General features: G+C 60.5%; 21 protein-coding genes. 8 read left to right on the top strand and 13 right to left on the bottom strand.

Going from position 1 to position 21,305, the window contains the following annotated elements; translation table 11 throughout:
• Positions 1-101: 101 nt before the first annotated feature.
• The 4 genes from KZO83_RS01315 to KZO83_RS01300 form a co-directional block, all read right to left on the bottom strand.
• Positions 102-1,349: an AGE family epimerase/isomerase gene (locus KZO83_RS01315; RefSeq protein ID WP_247619489.1), complete on the bottom strand. Its 1,248-nt coding sequence runs from the start codon at positions 1,347-1,349 to the stop codon at positions 102-104.
• Between the two features lie 38 nt (positions 1,350-1,387).
• Positions 1,388-2,251: an SDR family oxidoreductase gene (locus KZO83_RS01310; RefSeq protein WP_247619488.1), complete on the bottom strand. Its 864-nt coding sequence runs from the start codon at positions 2,249-2,251 to the stop codon at positions 1,388-1,390.
• Between the two features lie 96 nt (positions 2,252-2,347).
• Entirely contained in the window at positions 2,348-2,695 is a 348-nt protein-coding gene (locus KZO83_RS01305; RefSeq protein WP_040245023.1) for a hypothetical protein, read from the bottom strand.
• An 8-nt stretch (positions 2,696-2,703) separates the two neighbouring features.
• Positions 2,704-3,000 carry a YciI family protein gene (locus KZO83_RS01300; RefSeq protein WP_247619487.1) on the bottom strand — a complete coding sequence of 99 codons (297 nt, stop codon included), beginning with the start codon at positions 2,998-3,000 and terminating at the stop codon, positions 2,704-2,706.
• Between the two features lie 194 nt (positions 3,001-3,194).
• On the opposite strand from KZO83_RS01300, the gene KZO83_RS01295 reads away from it, so the two are divergent.
• From KZO83_RS01295 to KZO83_RS01280, 4 genes are all read left to right on the top strand, one after another.
• Positions 3,195-4,457 carry an MFS transporter gene (locus tag KZO83_RS01295; protein ID WP_247619486.1) on the top strand — a complete coding sequence of 421 codons (1,263 nt, stop codon included), beginning with the start codon at positions 3,195-3,197 and terminating at the stop codon, positions 4,455-4,457.
• 66 nt (positions 4,458-4,523) lie between these two features.
• Positions 4,524-5,738, top strand: a complete 1,215-nt coding sequence (locus tag KZO83_RS01290; RefSeq protein ID WP_247619485.1) for an NAD(P)/FAD-dependent oxidoreductase — start codon at positions 4,524-4,526, stop codon at positions 5,736-5,738.
• A gap of 152 nt (positions 5,739-5,890) precedes the next feature.
• Positions 5,891-6,154, top strand: a complete 264-nt coding sequence (locus tag KZO83_RS01285) for a helix-turn-helix transcriptional regulator (protein ID WP_040245049.1) — start codon at positions 5,891-5,893, stop codon at positions 6,152-6,154.
• Positions 6,144-7,409: a type II toxin-antitoxin system HipA family toxin gene (locus KZO83_RS01280; protein ID WP_247619484.1), complete on the top strand. Its 1,266-nt coding sequence runs from the start codon at positions 6,144-6,146 to the stop codon at positions 7,407-7,409. The genes KZO83_RS01285 and KZO83_RS01280 overlap by 11 nt, the downstream gene beginning before the upstream one ends.
• 45 nt (positions 7,410-7,454) lie before the next feature.
• Here KZO83_RS01280 and KZO83_RS01275 read toward each other — a convergent pair whose 3' ends face one another.
• Positions 7,455-9,170 carry a mechanosensitive ion channel family protein gene (locus KZO83_RS01275; RefSeq protein ID WP_247619483.1) on the bottom strand — a complete coding sequence of 572 codons (1,716 nt, stop codon included), beginning with the start codon at positions 9,168-9,170 and terminating at the stop codon, positions 7,455-7,457.
• 321 nt (positions 9,171-9,491) lie between these two features.
• On the opposite strand from KZO83_RS01275, the gene KZO83_RS01270 reads away from it, so the two are divergent.
• Both KZO83_RS01270 and KZO83_RS01265 read left to right on the top strand, forming a co-directional pair.
• Positions 9,492-9,920, top strand: coding sequence for a DUF2231 domain-containing protein (locus KZO83_RS01270; protein WP_247619482.1), 429 nt, complete (start codon positions 9,492-9,494; stop codon positions 9,918-9,920).
• The gene (locus tag KZO83_RS01265; protein ID WP_247619481.1) at positions 9,917-11,341 is read left to right on the top strand and encodes a PQQ-dependent sugar dehydrogenase; all 1,425 of its coding nucleotides are present in this window, start codon (positions 9,917-9,919) and stop codon (positions 11,339-11,341) included. Before KZO83_RS01270 ends, KZO83_RS01265 begins: the two co-directional genes overlap by 4 nt.
• A gap of 28 nt (positions 11,342-11,369) precedes the next feature.
• On the opposite strand, the gene KZO83_RS01260 is transcribed toward KZO83_RS01265, so the two are convergent.
• Positions 11,370-12,794, bottom strand: coding sequence for an NAD(P)/FAD-dependent oxidoreductase (locus KZO83_RS01260; RefSeq protein WP_247619480.1), 1,425 nt, complete (start codon positions 12,792-12,794; stop codon positions 11,370-11,372).
• 6 nt (positions 12,795-12,800) lie between these two features.
• The gene (locus KZO83_RS01255) at positions 12,801-13,841 is read right to left on the bottom strand and encodes a Na+/H+ antiporter NhaC family protein (RefSeq protein WP_247619479.1); all 1,041 of its coding nucleotides are present in this window, start codon (positions 13,839-13,841) and stop codon (positions 12,801-12,803) included.
• Here KZO83_RS01255 and KZO83_RS01250 point away from each other — a divergent pair.
• Complete coding sequence (locus tag KZO83_RS01250) at positions 13,840-14,007, top strand: hypothetical protein (RefSeq protein ID WP_247619478.1); 168 nt, start codon at positions 13,840-13,842, stop codon at positions 14,005-14,007. The genes KZO83_RS01255 and KZO83_RS01250 overlap by 2 nt on opposite strands.
• Positions 14,008-14,289: 282 nt before the next feature.
• Here KZO83_RS01250 and KZO83_RS01245 read toward each other — a convergent pair whose 3' ends face one another.
• Complete coding sequence (locus tag KZO83_RS01245; RefSeq protein WP_247619477.1) at positions 14,290-15,579, bottom strand: NAD(P)/FAD-dependent oxidoreductase; 1,290 nt, start codon at positions 15,577-15,579, stop codon at positions 14,290-14,292.
• Positions 15,580-15,588: 9 nt separating this feature from the next.
• Positions 15,589-16,959 carry a glutamine synthetase family protein gene (locus KZO83_RS01240; RefSeq protein ID WP_247619476.1) on the bottom strand — a complete coding sequence of 457 codons (1,371 nt, stop codon included), beginning with the start codon at positions 16,957-16,959 and terminating at the stop codon, positions 15,589-15,591.
• Positions 16,960-17,128: 169 nt separating this feature from the next.
• Between KZO83_RS01240 and KZO83_RS01235 the strand changes: the two genes are divergently transcribed.
• Positions 17,129-17,788: a GntR family transcriptional regulator gene (locus tag KZO83_RS01235; protein ID WP_247619475.1), complete on the top strand. Its 660-nt coding sequence runs from the start codon at positions 17,129-17,131 to the stop codon at positions 17,786-17,788.
• A gap of 468 nt (positions 17,789-18,256) precedes the next feature.
• On the opposite strand, the gene KZO83_RS01230 is transcribed toward KZO83_RS01235, so the two are convergent.
• From KZO83_RS01230 to acuI, 4 genes are all read right to left on the bottom strand, one after another.
• Positions 18,257-19,144, bottom strand: a complete 888-nt coding sequence (locus KZO83_RS01230; RefSeq protein WP_247619474.1) for a LysR family transcriptional regulator — start codon at positions 19,142-19,144, stop codon at positions 18,257-18,259.
• A gap of 84 nt (positions 19,145-19,228) precedes the next feature.
• On the bottom strand, positions 19,229-19,618 hold the full coding sequence (locus KZO83_RS01225) for a tautomerase family protein (protein WP_247619473.1): 390 nt from the start codon (positions 19,616-19,618) through the stop codon (positions 19,229-19,231).
• Between the two features lie 59 nt (positions 19,619-19,677).
• Positions 19,678-20,172, bottom strand: coding sequence for a pyridoxamine 5'-phosphate oxidase family protein (locus KZO83_RS01220; protein WP_247619472.1), 495 nt, complete (start codon positions 20,170-20,172; stop codon positions 19,678-19,680).
• 112 nt (positions 20,173-20,284) lie between these two features.
• Complete coding sequence (gene acuI, locus KZO83_RS01215; RefSeq protein ID WP_247619471.1) at positions 20,285-21,274, bottom strand: acrylyl-CoA reductase (NADPH); 990 nt, start codon at positions 21,272-21,274, stop codon at positions 20,285-20,287.
• Positions 21,275-21,305: the final 31 nt, after the last annotated feature.

The following is a 21,305-nucleotide window of genomic DNA, read 5'->3' as shown; positions in this document are numbered from 1 at the left end:
GTCGCCTGAAAAGGTAGTCTGATAATCATTGGGACGCGAGAAGAATGGTTCAAGCCGGCCGGCGGACGCATGTGCCCACCCGCCAAAAGCACAAGACGGCGTTACAAGCGCTCGACCGCCACGGCCAGTGCCGGCGCCAGCGGTAGACGCGGCAGCAAGGTGGCTTGATAAGCGTGATAGAGGTCGGGTTTGACGTCGCCCTGCGCCGGATCGATGGCGAGGCGATGATCCAGTTCTTGCTGCCAGCCACCGCGTTGCCGGTCGATGAAGGTGGTGTCGATGAAATCCCACAAGTGGCAGTACCAGCGCTCGTAGTGCGCCTCGCCCGTGCGTTGCAGAAAGGCACTGGCGGCGGCCAGGGCCTCAGCATGGGTCCAGTGACGACGACGGCGCGAGCTCGGCTGGCCTTGCCAGTCCACGGTATACACCAGTCCCGGCGCGCCATCGGGCGCCCAGCCGTCACGCAGGCTGGCCTCGAACAGCGCAGCGGCATCCGCAAACAGCCAGGTGGGCGCATCACGCCCACGCGCCTCTAACGCCGCCTCCAGATGCAACATCAGGCGCGACCATTCGAAACCGTGTCCGGGCGTGGCGCCATACGGATAGAAGTCGTGATGCGGCTGCTCGACGTTGTAGTCCGGCCACTCGGCCCAGTCGCCGTGAAAATGCTCGAGAATGCGATGGTCGCGCGGTGCCGCGTGTCGATGTATCAACCGCTCGACGATGGCCAACGCCCGATCCAGCCAATGTGGCTCATCGCGCACATCGGCCAATGCCAGGCACAACTCCACGCCATGCATGTTGCTGTTGCCGCCACGATAGTCCGCCAGCTCGCGCCAGCCTTGCGCATAACTCTCGACGAAGGCTTGCTCGTCCTCCGACCAGAAGCGCGTCTCGATGACCTCGACCACCTCGTCGAGCAGCGCCGCCGAGCCGGGTATGCCCGCCTGGCGAGCCGTGGCGGCGCCCAGCGCCACGAAATGGTGCAGGTAACACTGCTTGGTGCGATCCGTCGTCACGGCGGGGTCGCCCGCCAGCCAACCGCCATCTTTTTCATCGCGCAGCAAACCGCTCAAGGCGCGTATGGCATGCTCGGCCAACGACGCTGCACCGGGCACACCCTGCATCGCCGCCAGCCCGTAACTGTGCGCCATGCGACCGGTGATCATGGTGTCCGCACCCGCACCCTCGGGAATTCGCCCATCGCCGTCCAGCGGCGCGAACCCACCGCTCGGCAGCCGTGCCTGACGGTGGAACTCGAGCAGTCTCAGTCCTTCCCGGATCAGCCAGTGGTGATGCGTTTCGGCGTCCAGCCAGCGCCGTGCCGGTGAATGCGTATTATCTGCCATGCCTTGCGCGCCTCGAGTGACGAAAACGTTGGCTTTCATTAGCCATTGACGACGGTACCACCATTGGGATGAATCGTCTGGCCGCTGATGAAGGAAGCATCGAGACTCGCCAGGAAGACGAATACCGGTCCGAGCTCGCTGGGTTGCCCGGCACGCCCCATCGGGGTTTCCTCACCGAAGCCTTCCAGCCATTGCGGGTCGTGGGCGCCCAGTGTCGCCGGCTGCAACGGCGTCCACACCGGCCCGGGCGCCACGGCGTTGACGCGAATGCCGCGCCCCACCACCTGGTTCGAGAGGCTGCGCGTGAAGCTGACGATGGCCCCCTTGGTGGCCGAATAGTCGACCAGGAAGTCCGGCCCGATATAGGCATTGACCGAGGCGTTGTTGATGATGGCATCGTCCTCGCCCAGGTGCGGCAGCGCTGCCTTGGCGAGATAGAACTGGCTGTGCATGTTGGTCTCGAACACCGAGCGCCATTGCTCGTCGGAAAGCTCGGTCAGGTCCTGGCACACCCACTGGGTACCGGCATTGTTGACCAGGATGTTGAGCCCTCCGTAGACCTGCACCGTCTCGTCGATGCAGCGACGGCAGAACTCGGCCTCCGCCAGATCGCCCTCGATCAGATGACAGCGACGCCCTTCGGCTTCCACCAAGCGCTGCGTCTCGGCGGCATCCTCGCGCTCGCTCAGGTAGACCACCGCTACATCGGCGCCCTCGCGAGCAAAGTGGATCGCCACCGAGCGGCCGATGCCGCTGTCGCCGCCGGTGATCAAGGCGATCTTGCCTTCCAGCTTCGACGCCCCCCGGTAGCCGGGACGGATCATCTCGGCCGGCGGGTCCATCTCGGCTTCGCTACCCGGCAGTGTCTGGGACTGTGCGTGAATCGCGACCTTGCGAGCCATGCTCACCTCCATGTGGTGTGTAAGACGTCCTTGTACGGCAAAACGTGTTTAGCCCTCTAAACGTAGATCCTGATATAAGCCAGAACAAGCAAGCACTTATTCACGCCGCGTCATCGCTCGCTGGTACTCGTCCCGCCATGCCTGAGCATGCAAGGAGCTATCGGCGGGAAACCGCTCCAGCTCGACGGCTAACTCGAAGAAGCCACGTGCCGGCATGTGCGGCGCACGGCGGCTAACCACCAGCGCGGCGATGAAGGAACGTCCTTGAGCGGCGTCTTCACGCATCAAAATCTCCAACGCCTGGGCGACACGCTGGATGGTACGCGGTGGCTGCAAGCCGAGCGCGTCGGCGACGTCCTGGTAGGTCATTGGGAGCTTCTCTCGTGGCGCCGCTTCAAGCGTTTCGCGCACGGTGGCTGCCAGTGGTAACGGACTATCGGACATGGTCTCGCTCAGGTGCTCGGGTCAAACAGTTTCACTTCGCGAATATCGACTCGCTCCCATACGCGACTGGTCATGTAGGGTTCTATCTCAAGCCATGCTTCCAACGCCTGGCGGTCGGCGAACTGGAAGTGCGCGCTAGAGCCAACCATCTTGCCGTTGTCATCCAGGATCGCCCCGCCACTCAGGAAACATCCCTCTTGGGCAAGCGCGCGCACGCCCGCCAAATGCGCCTCGCGGTTGGCCAGGCGGCGATCCAACGCCTCGGCATCAGTGTAATCGTAGGCCACTACGGCATATTGCGGCATGATGTTCTCTCGTCTCAGAAATATCGAATCGGGGCGTTGCCACCATGGTCTGAATCATGCGTGAGGCCAGGCCGTGGTACAACGGTCGTTAGCGGATTAACGCTGCCACTCCGATCCTTCAACCAGTCCAAAACGCTTATGCACAACAACTCAAACCGTACGACCTCCTTCTCCCGTCAACTGCTATGCACGGCATGAGCGATACCCGCCTTTTTCGCTCGCTACGTTTTTACAATTACCGCGTATGGGCCATCGGCGCCCTGGTCTCCAATATCGGCACTTGGATGCAGCGCATCGCTCAGGACTGGTTGGTACTAACCGTGCTCACCGACCACGATGCCAGCGCCGTGGGCATTACCATCGCCTTACAGTTCGGCCCACAGTTGCTGCTGCTTCCGCTGACTGGCTACGCCGCCGACCATTTCGACCGCCGCCGGCTAATCCTTCTCACTCAGGCATTGCTGGGGCTATTGGCAGTAGGGCTGGGACTGGTCACCCTCACCGGCGTGGTAACACTTTGGCAAGTCTACGTCTTCGCCTTGGGGCTCGGCTGCGTCACGGCCTTCGATGCTCCCGCTCGACAGACCTTCGTCAACGACCTGGTCGGCGAAAAGCATCTCTCCAACGCAGTGGCCCTCAACTCGACATCCTTCAACGCTGCACGGATGATTGGTCCCGCCGTTGCCGGGTTGTTGATTGCCGCCGTCGGCAGCGGCTGGGTCTTCATGATCAATGCGGCCTCTTTCGCCGCCGTGCTCGGATCGCTATGCCTGCTGCGGCTCGACGAACTGCTCCCCGTCACCCGGCCAAGGCATAACGCCGGCGGACTGACGGAGGGTTTCCGTTATGTCTGGCGGCGCCCCGAGTTGAAAGCCATCTTGCTGATGCTCTTCATGATCGGCACCTTCGGCTTCAACTTCGCGGTCTATATTTCCACCATGTCAGTGCGTGTCTTCCACGGCGAGGCGGGGCAGTACGGCCTTCTGACTTCATCCTTAGCCGTCGGCTCGGTCACGGGTGCGCTATTGGCTGCCAAGCGCGAGCGCCCGCATATGCGACTGCTGTGTTTCTCCACTCTGGGATTCGGTGTCTGCTGCGGCCTGGCAGCTCTTGCCCCCAACGCATACCTCTTCGCCACCGCCCTGATGCTGACGGGCCTAGCGGCGCTGACCTTCATGACCGCTTCCAACGCACTGATTCAGCTCTCGACGGAACCGATGATGCGTGGCCGCGTAATGGCGTTGCGCATGGCGATCACCATGGGCGGCACACCGCTCGGCGCCCCCATCGTCGGCTGGCTGGCCGACCACGCCGGGCCACGCTGGGCGATGAGTGTCGGCGCCACGGCCGGCCTCGTCGCCGCCCTGATCGCCGCCAGGTTGCTGATGCGGGAAGGTCGAGGTCGCGAGTACACCATGCCGCGTGCCAGGCACGCCCCCTCGCGACACACGCCTTGACGCCACGGCGAAAGCCGGAAACGTCTATCCTAGGGAGACTGTCTTTTCCCGCCTCCCGGAACTTCCATGGACCTCAAAAGCGGCTACCCCTATTGGGCAATCAAGAACGGCTTGATGCAGGCCTTCCCCAAGCTCGACCGGGACGTGACCTGCGAGGTGGTGGTCATCGGCGGTGGCATTACCGGGGCCCTGATCGCCGACGAGCTGGCCCAGAACGGCCATGAGGTCACGGTACTGGAACGCCGCGATGTGGGCTGGGGCAGTTCCGCAGCGAGCACCGCGTTGATTCAGTACGAGATCGATACGCACATGACCGACCTCGCCGCCCGTTTCGGCGAGGCCGATGCCGTCTCGGCCTATCGCGCCTGCGCGCAGGCCATCGATGCGCTCGAAGGGTTGGCCGACGCCGTGGGCGACGTCGATTTCGCCAGGCAAGCCAGCCTGTATTACGCCAGCGATGAAGGCGATCTCGACAGCCTGCGCCGCGAATGGGAAATGCGTCGTCAGCACGACTTTGACGCCGACTGGCTGACGCCCGAAGCCATCGCGTCGCGCTTTGGTTTCGAGGCGCCAGGCGCGATCCTGACACCCCAGGCGGCGCGGCTCGACCCTTACCGCATGGCCTACAAGCTGCTCGACCGCGTGCTCACCGTCGGCGGCCAGGTGTATGACCGCACCGAGGTCGCCACCGCCACGCCGCATGCGCACGGCGTCACGCTCACTACCGTCAGCGGCCACTCACTCGACTGCCGGCATCTCATCGTCGCCGCGGGCTACGAGGCCCAGTCCTGGCTCGATGACAAGGTCGCCATCAACCGCAGCAGTTATGCCTTCATCACCGACCCCATTGCACCGGATGTGCTCGGCGAACTCGCCTCGACGCTGATCTGGGAATCCGCGCGCCCGTATCTCTACATGCGCACCACCGGTGACGGCCGACTGCTGGTGGGCGGCGAAGACGACGACCTCGATATCCCCGCGCAGCGCGACCAGCGCGTCGGCGAGAAGGCCGAGACCCTGATCGCCCAGGTGGAAGCGCTCTTCCCACGGCTCTCGCTCAATCCCACGTTTTCCTGGGGCGGCACCTTCGCCGAGACCGATGACGGACTGCCCTTCTTCGGCCCGCATCCGCAATACGGCCCCCGCGTCCACTTCGCCATGGCCTACGGCGGCAACGGCATCAGCTACAGCATGATCGGCGCCGGCTTGCTACGCGCCCTGATCGAGGGCCGAGATCATCCACTGGCCGAGTTATTTTCTTTCCGGCGCGTGGGAGATTGATAAGCTTCAACCACTCATAGTTACCGATCGGTAACTATCTGGACACCACGGCTCTCGTAGCGCTATAAATTACCGATCAGTAACTATAATGCTGGAAATCACGACACATGACGCTATACTTACCGAACGGTAATTATAGACAAGGCGCACACATGACCGACTCCACCCCACCCAAAACGCTTGGCGACCGAATTCGTCACAGCGAAGACCTTGGCAAGCTCGTGCGCCAGGCGCGTGCCGAACAATCTTTGCTACAGATCGATTTGGCCGGGCTGGCCGGTACCGGAAACCGTTTCATCGTTGATCTGGAGCGGGGTAAACCGACGCTGCAGCTCCAGAAAGTTCTAGACGTACTGGATCTCATGGGTCTCGAGGTCATCGTGCAGCGCAAAGGGATACATCAACATGGCGAGTGACGAGGCCCTGGATGTCTATCATGGCGACTGCCTGGTAGGCAGGCTATACAACGTGCAGCCGCTGCGTTTCGAGTACGAGCCGCCATGGCAGGCATCTCCACGGGCTGTCAGCCTCTCCCCCTCACTTCCACTGACCCGTCGAGTGCATGCCGGCGACGACGTTGTGGCGTACTTCGAAAATCTCCTGCCAGAAGGCGATCTCCGGCATCACCTGGAGATCCGACACCACACCAGCACCCTCTTCGGACTCTTGAAAGCCATCGGTGGAGATACGGCCAGCGGCTTTACCCTGATGCCGTCGGGCGAGGCACTGGGGGTTCCCCGTTATCGCCCCCTTAGCTGGAGTGCGCTGGCCGAGCACCTTCATAACCGAGAACGGAGCCCGCTACTTTCACAGCAAAGCGAGGGCGCTCGCATCTCGTTGGCCGGCGCTCAGGACAAGTTGCTATTGATGCTAATGGAAGACGGCAGCCCCGCTATACCGGTGGGATCAGCGCCGTCCAGCCATATCCTCAAGCCGGACATTCGCCGCCTGAGCGGTATCTGGGCGTCCGCCCTCAACGAGACGTTTTGCATGCAACTTGCGGACACGCTCGGACTCGAGGTGGCAGAGGCCAGCTATCAGTTGGATACTCGCGCCTGCCTCGTTCGTCGCTACGACCGCGCTCCCGATGACCGAGGGGGACTACGCAGGCTGCATCAACTGGACCTCTGCCAGCTCAGTGGCTCCCCCTCGAGTATCAAGTACGAAAGCGATGGTGGGCCCGGGTTGGCACGCTGCCGAGAGCTGCTGCAACAGGCCGGGGTCCCTGCCAGGGACCTCCAGCGGCTCATTGGTTGGTTTTTCTTCAACCTGCTGATCGGTAACAACGATAGCCACGCCAAGAACCTTTCCCTCTTGCAGGCCGACGAAGGCCCGCGATTGGCACCGTTTTATGACTTGATGAGCACGACGCTCTATAGCGGCTTATCACGCCATTTCGCTTTCCAGGTTACCGGTGAGAACAGACCCGGCAGCATCGAGAAATCACATTTGGAATCACTCGCCAGATCGATGCGCTTCCAACCACGTTATTTCATCAAGCAGGGGCTCCAACTGGCCGAGCAAATGCCCATTGCACTAGAAGCCACCCGCGCAAGCCTCGAAGAGGTCGCCCAGCCCGGCAAGGAGCAGATACTGCTGGAAAGGCTTCATCAGCGACTGACGAGCAACTGTCGCAAACTCCCCGCCCATTGGTCAGCCAGCCAGATGTGAGACGCTATAGATGACCGCCAGCGCCCTCGGCACCGTGGGCTTCCATCAGGAGGCCCCGCCACCGTGGCCGGACGGACGTCCCGGCCTTTCCCCTAGCGCCACATCGTATTCGCTGATCGCCGTCACTTCCCTTGGCCACCATTCGGGGTGGTGGTCCCGGATGAAGGCCATCAATTTCTCCCGCACATTCATCTCGGCGACCCAGCCGGCGAAAGGATCCGACGCCATCAGATAGCAAACGACTGTCTGCGCTCGCTCGGTCTGTCCCGTCACGTAACAAGAAAGCTTGTGGTGTTCGATGACGTTATCTTCTTCCTGCGCATACTCCAGGAACTTCTCCCTGAGGCATTGGATATCAGCGCTCAAGTGGAGGATCAACTCCAGGCTCCGGAACTCCTTCGCACTCTTGACCGACAGGTTTTCGAAGGGCCTAGAGACGAAGTACGTGACCGGCACGATCAAGCGCCGGTCATTCCAGACCCTCAAGCGAATGTAGGTATAGAAGATACCTTCCACATAACACCACTGGTCTTCGAAGACCACCAGGTCGCCGATGCGTATGGGCTTGGCCAACGAGAGCTGAAACGAAGAAAGGATATTGCCGAGTACAGTCTGGCCGGCAATACCCACCAGTACCGCCAACACGCTGGCCGAGGCCAGCAAGGTGACCCCCAGCGTCTCGAATAGCTGGATCTGACTCAGCACATAGATCGAAACAGCAGTGACCGTGATCAGAATAATGATGCGGCGCAGCGCGTAGAGTGTCGTCAAGAATTTACGCGCGTCCTGGGGCTTGGTGTCATCGATCTGTCCGATGAGGTGCCGCGTTATTTGCAGCATGAAAGTATCGACTAGGCGCAGCGCAATCGTACAGCCACCCCAAGCCAGAATGACGATCAACAGCACCCGGAAGGACGTAGTCGCCACGGCTGAGAAAGACACTACATAATCGAGCACTGTCTGGGTTACCAGTGACATGACGACGAGTGCTACAGGCGTCTTGATTCGTCCAACAAAAATGCTAGGCGAGCCGGCAGGCAGCCAGCGTGTCGCCATCCCCACCAGGTGGTGGACCCACCATCCCATCAGCCCCACCAGCAACAGAAAAACCGGAATGGCGATCCATTCCCAGATTCTGAGCACTCCAAACGAGGCCTTGAAGCGATCCGGAATATACGCCTCAAACATCAAAGGACCGTATTCTTCGTAAAGCAAAGGCACCGAGGAAACACTATCTGGCATGACCAACCAGACTGGTTCCTCGTCACCCACCCGATATCGGCCCAGACGAATATCATAGCTTTCGCCCTTGGCAGTGAGCGATGCCAGCTTGAGGTTCCGTCGAGGCTCTCCCGTCTGGGGATGCTGGCCTGTGGGGTCTTCGATGGCGGCATCCTGGCGCCCGGGGAGGCTGGAAACCTTGAGCCATTCGCCGCGTTTGAGAACCTCGGCCAGTTGCCTGGCCAACTGCTCCCCCCGCTCTCGCTGCTCCGCCGAGGACAGTTCGGAAAGGTTGAGGATCTGCGCCGCTGCCACGAAATCCTCATTTTCAGTCAGTGTCAGAAAGCTACGTATCGACTCCCGTGGCGTCATGCGTTTGACCGCTTTGGGAACCTGGCCCAGCCCCGCGTTTAGCGAATCGACGGAGAACCAACGTGTCTCCTCACTGTCGTCGTCCGACGTTTGCGCCAAGCATAAGCTGGAAAAGATAAAAACCACTGCAGCCACCAGCCACAGTCGCCATGCGCCATTTTTCTTCATACGTCCCTTACCGATTCAGTGGGCCATCCATGCGATCCACCTACCACCGGATCGTCCCGACCCGGCCGGGCCTTTCTCCATGAAAGACCACCCAGTTAGTGGTTGCTCGCAGTACAGCGCACCGGTGAATGCCGCGTCCAGTTTTCATTCCTCGATGATTCGCTTCAGGGAAGCAACAGCGTGTCATAGGCAAGCAAGAGGAACCGGCAGTACGACAACTTTGGTGAAGCCTTCATAAGCAAACTACACTCCAGCCGAATGCGCCTCGCCAAGCCTCTCTTTGGCGAGGCGTCTTCCACTGATCTGCAAAAGGAGTTTGCCGTGATTGCCACCGCCAAACGACCGGTCCGAAGCGGGCCGAACCCGCTACATGGAATGTTGCTTGCGGGCGCCTTTCCGCTCTTCCTGGGCGCCGCGTTGAGCGACTATGCCTACGCCTCGACGTACCACATTCAATGGAGCCATTTCGCTTCCTGGCTAATTGCTGGTGGCCTGGTGTTCTGCGGCCTGGCACTGATCTGCGCGCTGATCGGGATCTTCCGCCCTGCCAGCAGTCGGGGGCTTTCCGTCGTCTACTTCCTGCTGTTGCTGGTGACTTGGGGTCTGGGCTTCGTCAACGCACTGGTCCACGCCAGAGACGCCTGGGGCATGATGCCGACGGGGCTGACGCTCTCCATTGTCATTGCCGTGCTCTCCTTCATCGCCGTCTGGATCGGATTTATCAGCCGCAAGAGCGGAGGTCAGTCATGAAGTTCACACGCAAGCACACCGGCATGCGTTACGCCGCACCGCTCTCGATCCTGCTGCTCGCCGGTGGCGCCAATGCCGCCGATTCGGACGCGCAGTACGGCGCCAATCCGGAACTGCCCGAGCCTCAGCGCGGACTTCTCCCCAATATGACGGTGCCCGAGCAAGCCCCGTGGGGCGACGCGAAACCCACGGTGCCCGATGGTTATACGATCACCGCCATCGCTACCGACCTGAAGGTCCCGCGCCAGACGCTGGTGCTCCCGAACGGCGATATCCTGGTGGCGGAAGGCAAAGGCGGCGGCAACGCGCCGAAATCGCGGCCGAAGGATTTCATCGCCGGGCTGATTCAGTCGCAAGGCACCACCTCGGTCAAAGGCGGCGACCGACTAACGCTGCTGCGCGATGGCGACGGTGATGGCAAGTACGAGGAACAGACGGTTTTCGCCGAAAATCTCAATGCGCCCTACGGGCTCGCCCTGGTGGATGACGATCTCTACGTGGCCAATCAAGATTCGCTCGTTCGCTTCGACTACGAAGAAGGTCAGACAGAGGCCAGCGGCCCGCCGGAAGTGATCACCCCACTCCCCTCGCGGATCAACCACCACTGGACCAAGTCACTGACCGCCAGCGCGGATGGCGACTACCTCTACGTCGGCATCGGCTCCAACAGCAACATCACCGAGCGCGGTATGGCGGCGGAAGTGAACCGTGCGGAAATCTGGGAGATCGATCCGGGGAGCGGGGCGCACCGCGCCTACGCCACTGGCGTGCGCAACCCCACCGCGCTGACCATTCAGCCAGACACGGACGAGCTCTGGGCCGTCGCCAACGAGCGCGACGAACTCGGCCCCAACCTGGTGCCCGACTATCTCACCTCCATTCAGGAAGGCGGCTTCTACGGCTGGCCCTACAGCTACTGGGGCCAGCACGTCGACCCGCGTGTGAAGCCGGAGAAGCCAGAGCTGGTGGAGTCAGCGATCGCGCCCGACTACAGCCTCGGTTCGCACCACGCCCCGCTTGGCGTCGACTTCTCCAATGCCGCCGTGGGCGGAGAATTCGCCAACGGCGTCTTCGTCGGCGAACACGGCAGTTGGAATCGTGCCGACCCCGTGGGCTACAAGGTGGTCTTCGTGCCATTCGAAAACGGAGAGCCCGCTGGCGACCCTGTCGACTTCGTCTCCGGCTTTCTCACCGGTGACGGCAAGACCCGCGGCCGCCCCGTCGGCGTCACCGTCGCACCGGATGGCTCGGTGATCGTCGCCGACGACATGACCAACGCGATCTGGCGGGTGACGCGAGATGACGACGAGGCACCGTCAGCGGAGTCCGCCACCGAGACATCCGGCGCCTCCAGCGAGGAAACGGCATCTTCTGAAGACGAGTCCGAAATGCCCGAGGACGGATACGCCGGGGATGGATGACCCCGGCGCGGGGCGCCCGACTCGACCGTTACTCGATGATCGACGCGAAGCGATCGTTCAATCGTCTGAGTGCGGGCTTGAGCAGGGGCGCCGGCTTGTCGCGACGCATCAGCGCTTCTTCTCCGGCATAGCTGAAGGTGATCGCTTGCGCGGCGAGCCAGCGTAGCGGCTCGACTTCCCAGCGTTTTATCAGCTGACGATGACTGGCGTCGTTGAAGGCCCAGGGCATGCGCACCCGTTCGGTATCGCGCTCGAGGATCATCTCCGCCAGGGTACGACCGAACAGGTGCGAGGCGGCCACCCCTTCGCCGGCGTAGCCGCCCGCAGTGGCAAGGCCGTCGCGACGGTCGAGGATCGCATGCGGGCGGAAGTTGCGCGACAAGCCCAGCGAACCGCCCCAGCCATACTCGACCCTGACACCCTCCAACGCAGGCAGGAGATCCACCAGCAGATCACGCCGCAGCCGAATGGCCGCATCATCGATCGCCTGGTCGGCCTTGGATCTGGCACCGAGATAATAGTTGCCGCGCGCCCCGAAAACGATGCGCCCATCGGCACTGCGATGACCGTAATTGATCAACCGGCTGGCATCCGCGAAGGCGGGACGCTCGGCCATGCCGATCTCCTGCCAGCGGGCCTCCGATAGCGGCTCGGTGGCGATCACCAGGCTCTGCACCGGAATCACGTGGCGCTTGAAATCGAGGAACCGGTCGGCGTACCCCTCGGTCGCACACACGACCATCGATGACTCGACGCTGCCTTCGCGCGTGCTCACCTTGTGATGCGACAGGGTCTCGGCGCGGCTCTGCTCGTAGATCGTCACGCCCAGGCGCTCGACGCGCTCGGCCAGGCCGGTGACCAGCTTGACCGGGTTCAGCGTGGCGACCTGGCGATGGTAGATGCCGCCGTAGCCGTTTCTGAATCGGGCCTTCTCCGAGAGTTGCTCGGCATCCAGCCAGTAGCAGTTCGCCTCGCTGTGCCCCAGCTCATGCAGATGCTGCAAGTAGTCGCGCTGGATGGCGATCTGATCCCGATAGCGAGCCGCCGCATAGATCGCGCCGCCCTTGTTGAAATCGGCCTCGATCCCCTCGCGCGCCAGTACCTCGCCGACCTCATCGACGTTATCGGCCACCACGCCACAACAAGTTTGCCGTTCCGCCAATGGCAGATCCCCGATATGCCGCTCCAGCCCGGCGAGGTTACCCACCACCCAGCCGCCATTACGCCCCGAGGCGCCATGACCGACACGCTCGGCCTCGAGCACGACGATCTCCCGCTCGGGGGCAAGGCGCTTCAGGTAATAAGCGGTCCATAGCCCGGTGAAGCCGGCACCGACGATGACCACGTCGGCCTGGACATGCGCGGTCAGGCGCGGGCGCGACGCCGGCCGCTCGCCCAGAGTAGTGCTCCAGAAGTTGCTATGCGCGTCAGTGTGCATGGCGTATTCGCTCATCCAAGATCACATGTAGCCCAGCACCAGATACCCCGCGGCGGCAATACAGCCCGCGAGGGCCGCATAAGGCAACTGGGTAAAGGCGTGCTGGAAGGGAGTGCAGCCGCTGGCCTGGGCGGTCAGCACCGTGGCATCGGAATAGAAGCAGGCATGACTGCCGAAGGTGCTGGCAGAGAGCGTGGCACCGATCACCAGCGTCATGTCGGCCCCAAGATTCTGCCCCAGCACGGCGACGATCGGCAGGATGATCACGAACACGCCCCAGTTGGAACCGGTGGCAAAGGACACGAAGCCCATGACGGTAAAAATGATGAAGGGCAGCATTTCCGCGCTGACCAGCGGCTCAACCGTGGTGATGACATAATCGGCGAGCCCCAGCGAGGTGTTGACCTCATTGAAGAGGAAGGCGGCCACCAGCACGGCCAGGGCATCCAGCATCGACTTGAAGCCTTCCAGGATATTGTCGAAGGTCTGGCTGGGCGACAGCTTCTTGAACCCGATGAAGGCCACGATCATGCCGGCCAGGGTCACGAAGATGCCCATCAGGAAATCCAGGTCGAACCACCAGGTAAAGAAGGCCAACGACGCCATGGGCAGCAGAAAGGACCAGATACTGCCTTTCGCATGGGTGTCCGCTTCGAGGTGGGCGATTTCGTCATCGATGTGTTCGGCACCGGGCGGCACGCACTGCCCTTGTTTTTCGGCACGCTGCTCGGCCTTTTTCATCGGGCCGAAGGCAGGAATCCAGCGCAAGATGAAAAGCGGCACCAGGATCACCGCGACCCAGGGGTAGAACATGAAGGGAATGGCCTGGATGTAGGTCCACACCCCCTGGCCATCCTCTGCCACGCCGTTGCTCTCGAGCAGCGCGCCGAAGAAGACCGCCCAAGTCGATATCGGGATCAGCACGCTGATGGGCGCCGCGGTGGAGTCGACCACGTAGGCCAGCATTTCCCGGGACGTCTTGAAGCGGTCGGTGACCTTGCGCATCGAGGTGCCGACGGCCAGAGAGTTCAGATAGTCGTCGACGAACAGGATGATGCCCATGACCCAGCAGCAGCAGCGCGCGAGGCTTGTTGGTGGTATAGCGCATCAGCTTGTCCGCAAAAGCGCGCGAAGAACCGGACTTGAGCAGCAGCGCAATGATACTGCCCATCAGGCCACAGACCATGATGACCCAGGCGACATCTTCATCGGTCATCACCGTGAGTAGATCCTCGGTGAGGCTGCTCAAGGCATTGCCGGGATCGATCATCAAGGTGCCGATAAAGGCCCCTAGCACCAGGGGTTCGAGAGCGCGTCGTGTCCATAGCGCCAGTATCAGGACGATTGCCGTGGGCAGCAGGACAAGGGGATTGTCATATTCCATCGTGTCTCACCTCAGCGGAGTTGTTGTTGTGCCTTCGTGAATGACGGGAAGCCGAATTGTCGGGCGCAAATGCGCCGCTATTTCAGTTTTTTCGAGTAATTTCTATTTAAGTTTTTCGAGTAATTGCTACTTCAGCTTTTCGAGTAATTGGTAGTACCACATGCCGGCCGCGAGCAGTGCATTGCCGAGTCGGTCGTCGAGCGGGATGCGGATGTGCCGCACGTTGGCGAAGGCATCGAACTCCTCGAGCGTGCCGGAAACCGCATTGGCCATGATCTCGCCGACGATGTGCGACGTGGCGATGCCGTGGCCGGAGTAGCCCTGGGCGTAGTAGACGTTGTCCGAGAGCTTGCCGAGCTGGGGAATGCGGTTGATGACGATGCCCGCCATGCCTTGCCATTGAAAATCGATGGCAATGCCCTCGAGCTGCGGGAAGGTGTGCTCCAGGCGCGGCCGCAGCTCCGAGGCGATGTCTTGTGAATCGCGCCCCGAGTAGTTGGCGCCGCCACCGAAGAGAAGCCGCTTGTCGGCGGTCAGTCGGTAGTAGTCGAGCACGAAACGCGTGTCATAGACCGCCAGATCCTCGGGGTCGATGGCCTGCACCTGCTCGGGCGATAGCGCAGCAGTCGTCACGATGCCCAGCGATGCCGGAAACAACTTGCCTTTGAGCTGCTTGCGCTCGAGGCGATGGTAGGCGTTGCCGGCCAGGATCACGCTGTCGGCCGTCACCCGACCGTGCTCGCCGACCACCACCGGCGTATCGCCGTGCTCGATATCCACCACCGGCGAATGCTCGAAGATCAGCGCCCCCAGGCTTGCCGCCGCGCGGGCCTCCCCAAGGCACAGGTTGAGCGGGTGCAGGTGCATGTTGTAATCGTTGCGGATCGCGCCGTGATAGAGCTCGGTGCCGACCACGTCGCGCACCGCCTTGGCATCCAGCCAGTGGATATGCTCGCCGATGGCATGGCGCTGCGACGCCTCGAAATCCTGTCGCAACGCCTTGATATGGCTGGGCTTGTAGGCCGCCTGCAGGTGGCCGTACTTGAGATCGCAGGGGATCGCATACTTTTCGACCCGTTGCTTGATGATCCGGTGCCCGCGCCAGCGCAGGTTCCAAACGAAGCTTTCGGCATCGTCGCCCAGCGTGTGGCGCATTTGCCGGGTCATGGCGTCCTGGCCGGAGAGGCTGCCGGTCACCTGCCCGCCGTTGCGTCCGCTGGCCCCCCAGCCGATTCGGTTGGCCTCGACGATGGCCACGCGATAGCCGCGTTCGGCCAGTTCGACTGCCGTGGCCACGCCGGTGAAGCCGCCGCCGACGATCGCCACGTCGACACGATGGTCGCCCTCCAATCGCGGATAGTCGGATTCCTGAACGATCGATGCGGTGTAATAGGAAGCACAGCGTTGCTGGGTCATGCCTGCTCCTTAGAGTCGGGAAAGATACGTCTGGCGGTCGACATCGGTGACCCTGGCCATGAGCTCCCGGGCCTCGTGACGCTTGATTCTGGCGTAGAGATCTCGATACGCCGTGCCGAATATATCGGCCATGGCCGTCGAGGCGGCGAAGCGCTCGAGCGCGGTGAGCCAGTCATGGGTGAGATGCTCGGAGCGCTGCCGCGCGTGGGCTTCGTCCTCGATGGCCGGTGGCGGCGCGATGCGTTGCTCGAGCCCGTGCAGAATGCCACCCAGCAGCGCCGTGGCGACCAGATAAGGATTGGCATCGGCGCCGGCCACGCGATGCTCCAGACGCGCCGCGGCGCCATGCCATTCCGGCACGCGCACGGCCGCACCGCGATGATCGCGCCCCCAGGTGCACTCGATCGGAGCGAAGCTGTCGGGTTGAAAGCGCCGGTAGGAATTGCCATGCGGCGCGAAGATCGCCTGGCCATCGAGCAAGCTGTGCATCACACCGCCGATGGCAGCGTCGAGATGCCCGGCGCCGTTATCCTGATCGAAGATATTGTTGCCGGCCTCATCGAGCACACTGACGTGCAGATGCATGCCCGATCCCGCCTGATCGCTGTAGGGCTTGGCCATGAAGGTGCTCGCCAGGTCGTGACGACGGGCGGCCTGGGCCACGAGACGCTTGAAGTAAAGCGCGTCGTCGGCGGCGGCCAGGGCATCCGGGCGATGCCAAAGATTGACCTCGAACTGCCCCGGCCCGAACTCGGCGATCAACGTATCCGCCGGAATATTCTGGGCGCGGGCGAAAGCACGGATGGTGTCGAGGACCGGCGCCATAGCATCCATCGTCTCGAGTTCGTAGAGCTGCTGCCCCCGGTGATCTCCACCCGGACATAGCGGCGCGGGCGGCATGGTTTTCAGCGCGTGCCGTGCCTCGGCGTCGAGCAAGTAGAACTCCAGCTCGATGGCGACCACCGGCGTCCAGCCGTGGTGCCGAAAGCGCTCGACGACCGCGGCGAGCATGGCGCGCGGGTCCATGAAACTCGGCGTGCCGTTCAGGTCGTGCAGGGTGGTGAGCACCTGGTGGCCCTTGGCCCAGGGCAGTGGCGTCAAGGTGCGCTCGTCTGCGTGGCAAGCACCGTCGGGGTCGCCGATCGACTGCGACAGACCGGTCAGCGCATCGTTGTCCTCGCCCCAGATATCCAGCGACTGCGTCGAGAGCGGCAGACGCACCTGCCCGTCCATCACCTTGTCGAGCTGTTCGGCGGGCACCCACTTGCCGCGCGGAATGCCGTTCATGTCGATGCACAGCACGTCGACTCGGTCGGTGGCCTCTTCCTCGTGAGGGCGGTCAGTGCTGTGGGCAAACGGAGCCTGCGATATCTGCGCCATAAGGACTCTCGATCTTGTTATGATTCGGTGTGATCACATATGTGTGATCACACTAGCAGAGCCCCATCAACCCCACAAGCAAGCCAGTATCGTGATTGCCTCCGCCAGTTACGTTAAGCTGGAACGCCTGGCTCGGACTTCCATTTAGCAAAAGGCTTTGGCACATCGCATGACCACGGAATCAACCGCCAGTCGTACGGCTTTTTCGCCCGATACCGCCTCGACCCGGCTTCACCGGGCTCTGCGCGTGCGTCTTTGCGAGGGTGACTTCACGCCCGGCGAAGTGATCTCGATCCGGCGCATCGCCGCGCAATACGGCACCGGTACCATGCCGGCCCGCGAGGCGATACGCTGGCTGGTAACCGAGGGCGCGCTGATCTTCTCCGACAGCCGCAAGATCATCGTCCCGGAGCTGAGCCATGACCGGTTTCATGAAATCCTGTTCGCCAGAAAGAACCTGGAAACCGAGGTGTCGCGCCAGGCCTTCGACAATATCGGCACCGCCGACATCGAGGCTCTGGAACGGATCGATGAGCAGATCAACGAGGCCATCGCCCAGGGCGACCTGGTCAGCTACATGCGTGGCAATTACCAGTTTCACTTCCATATCTACCGCCTGAGCCAATCGCAGGTGCTGTTGCCACTGGTCGAGATACTCTGGCTGCAATACGGCCCCAGCATGCGCTACATCTGCACGCGCTGGGGCGCATCGAGCATCGCTGACGACTATCATCGCGGAGTGACTCAAGCGCTCAGGCACGGCGACCTGGTGTCGTTCTGCGAGGCGATTGCCGCGGATATCGAACAGGGCATGCTACTGCTGGAATGACGGCAGCTCACACGGCAAACGTGCCCCGCAACGACAATCCCCCGGTGGACTTCTCCACCGGGGGATTTTTTCATCACACTCGCGGACGCCAGCGTCACACTAGGGCCGCTATCCAGAGGCGCTATCCGCCGCAGCCCTCGCGACCGTAGCCGGACTGCGTCAAGCCGCCGAACGGCACCGATACTGTGCTGCGCTTTCTAGAGGCGATGAGGCGGCACCTCGATGCGCTCGAGCACTGGCCATGCAAGGCATGTTCGATCGCATATTGGCGGCGGACGTAAAACGCATGAAGGCTGAATTCGCAATCCCGCCCGCGCACGCGGCGGCGACGTACGTATCGTCGCACTAACCCCGTGACCTCATTATCAACTCTGCGCAGCCTACTTCCGACTCGGTCATGCATCTGCAAAGTGCAGCCAACCGACACCAACCTGGCGGGCCGAATAAAGAGACAGTACATCCTGTCTTTCAGATTGTGCTGCGGCTCAAGGTATCTCGGAAATCCTGGAAAACCGGCGTGTCGTAACCCTTACGCCAGGCCAGTTTCGTGGTGACGTTGCAAAGTGGAATACACTTCAGGTTATCGGGAGGCAGCAGCGTTTGATAGACGCTCTCCGGCAAGACCGTTGCATACCTACCTGTGCATGCCAAAGCAACCATCACGTGATACGACGGGGACTCCTGAATCTCCCATTCCTTTCGCTCGGGGATCCTCAGGTACTCTTCTGCGATTCTTCTATAGGTACACCCCAGCGGAAATGCTGCCAGTTTTTTTACCGAGACATCATCCAGGCCAAGATTTTCAATTCCTATGTCCGGATGCAGCAAGACGAGAGACTCTTCCCAGGCATCGTGGAATTCCAACCCAAGCACATCCAGTTTTTCCGACAGCGGGCTCTCGATGAAGGAAGGGGGAATGGCCAGAAAGGCACCATCGATCTTTCCCGATCGAACGTCATCCAGCAGTCGTATCGATGGGCTCGTTGTGAGGTCCACACCATGCTCAGGGAAAGACGTGTGAAAGGCGGCTAGAAGTTCCGGCAAACGGCTCGCGGCCGTTGCCTCCATGCTGCCGATCCTGATCGACCCGGGAGATCGTCCTCCCGAAACGACATGCATCGTCTCCGACCGAAGACTGAGCATACGCTCAGCGTAATCGAGAAAAACCTCGCCTGCAGCCGATAGGGAAAAGCTTTTCCCCGTTCTCACCAGTAGCTCGGCTCCGACGCTCGCTTCCAGCTTTTGCAATCTCGTGGTCACGTTCGACGGGCTCTTTCCCAATCGCCTAGCCGCCCCCGTTACACTGAGCTCATTCGCAACGCAGACGAACACCCTGAGGGATTCAAAATCTTCCATTACACCAGCCTCTCAATGAAAAAATTCCGGTAATAAAGTACCCCACGACATCTAGGCAATCCTTTTGATAAAGCTGACGATACGTCACAGTTTACCAGTAACGAACTGGGCTTCTCCAAGGCCAAAACTCCAGTCCGGCCCCGCATTTTCTATCACCGAGACAATCAGGTCACTGGGCTTTATTCCGCAATACGTTTCCAAGCGACTGGCCAAAGATCGATAAAGCTCAACTTTCATCTCTTCCGACCGTGATTTACTGATCACGGTCATGACAACGGCAGCGTCGGTCCTTTCCAGGCCCAGCCCTGTATCGGAGAGAATCATTTCACAGGGCTTATGGCTATAGACGACCTGGTAGCGATCCGACTCGGGTACCTGAAAGCTTTCAACAACGGCTTGATGCGCCGCATCAAGCAACGCCTTCAATTCATATGCTTTCCTACCTTCAACGACATCAAACTTAACAAGAGGCATAAAATTCCAGTACCGAGCAGTGGATTCACCCAACGTGAATAAATGGACAATAAACGCCCCTATAAAAAGGCGTTTCTAATGTCACTAATGGGCACTTCCGTTCGCATTTTAAGTGTCGTCGGCTCAAGCTCTTTCTCAGACAGGCAATTCAACCATGCCTTCCTCGGCTCAGCGCAATAGATTCGTTTGACACCTTCCCCGAGGAAATTTTCCAAATCAACGTCCTCACCGGGATACAGTATCCCAAAGGCCTTCTGGGCTTCACTTGGGTTGGAAACCTCCCGGGCCACGCACTGCAGATAAAGACACATCAGATTATTGGTCCCTCTTGCTCGCGTCGAATCGTAGAAGGTCATGAATATCGAGCTATTTCTGGCAATATTTCGGGAGTGCTCGGCCAATGTCCAGGACGACCAATAGAAGTTTAGGTCGGCGTCCGGAAGCGCAGTGACAGGTGTATTCCAAGGCACGTCGTCGCGCGACGTCGCGATATTAGCATAGAGACATTTCTTCAGAATTTCGGCCGAGCGACTCGCCAAGTTCACATCACCCATAAAAACCTCCCTTAGTTAACAGCAGTCATCATTCCATCAAACACTTTCAAACCAGCTTCCCAACCAAGTTTCAAACCGAAACGTGTGAGACAACTAGCAACATTTGGCGCCTTCATACGTTAACATCTACAACTACCCGTCCTTTAAGCCTACCGGCCAGCATGTCCGGTGCTCGTTCAGAAACCTCATCAAGACCAATAGTCGTGATCATTTTCTGTAAAGCCGTCCGTTCTAAATATTTCGCGAGAAGGTCCCAAGCTTGAAACCTACGTTCCTTGCTGCAATAAACGCTATCTATACCCACGAGAGTTATGCCGCGCAAAATAAAAGGTGCAACGGTGGCAGGAAAATCCATTCCCTGGGCTAGACCACAGGCCGTGACCACACCACCGTATTGAGTGCTCGCACATGCGCTGGCAAGTGTATGGCTACCGACTGTATCCACCACGCCACTCCAACGTTCCGCGGTCAGTGGTCTGCCTGATGAACTGAGTTCCGTCCTATCGATGACATCCGCTGCCCCTTGGCGTTTTAACCAATCGACTTCGTTAGACTTACCCGTGGAAGCCACAACGCGATAGCCAAGATTTGATAATAAGTTCACCGCAATACTACCAACGCCCCCCGAAGCACCAGTGACCAAGACATCACCATCAGCAGGCATAATGTTGTGTTGCTGCAATGCAAGTACACACAATGCCGCTGTATAACCCGCAGTCCCGATAGCCATAGCTTCTTTAGTAGAAAAAGGCTCAGGTAGAGGGAGCAGCCACTCGCCTCTTACGGCAGCGCGTTGGGACATCCCACCCCACTTTGATTCGCCAACCCCCCATCCATTAAGCATTACAGCATCCCCCACTTTAAACTTGGGATCTTCGCTTTTAGTGACGAGGCCCGCGAGATCAATCCCGGGAACAAGGGGGAAGTGGCGGACAATGGGCGACTCGCCCGTGATTGCCAGTGCGTCTTTGTAATTGAGCGTTGAATACTCGACTGCCACTTCTATCGGCTCTTCGGGGAGCTGCTCGGTTGAGAGTGATGTAATTCGTGCTTGGTATCCTTCGTCATCCTTTGACACAAGAATCGCTTTAAAAGACGTCATATCGTGATTTCCTTAAGCCGGAATCGCAATA

It is taken from the genome of Chromohalobacter moromii (genome assembly GCF_023091865.1).
GTDB classification, from domain to species: Bacteria; Pseudomonadota; Gammaproteobacteria; order Pseudomonadales; family Halomonadaceae; genus Chromohalobacter; species Chromohalobacter moromii.
Note: the sequence above shows the minus strand (reverse complement) of the source record. Positions and strands in the feature narration are given on the sequence as shown.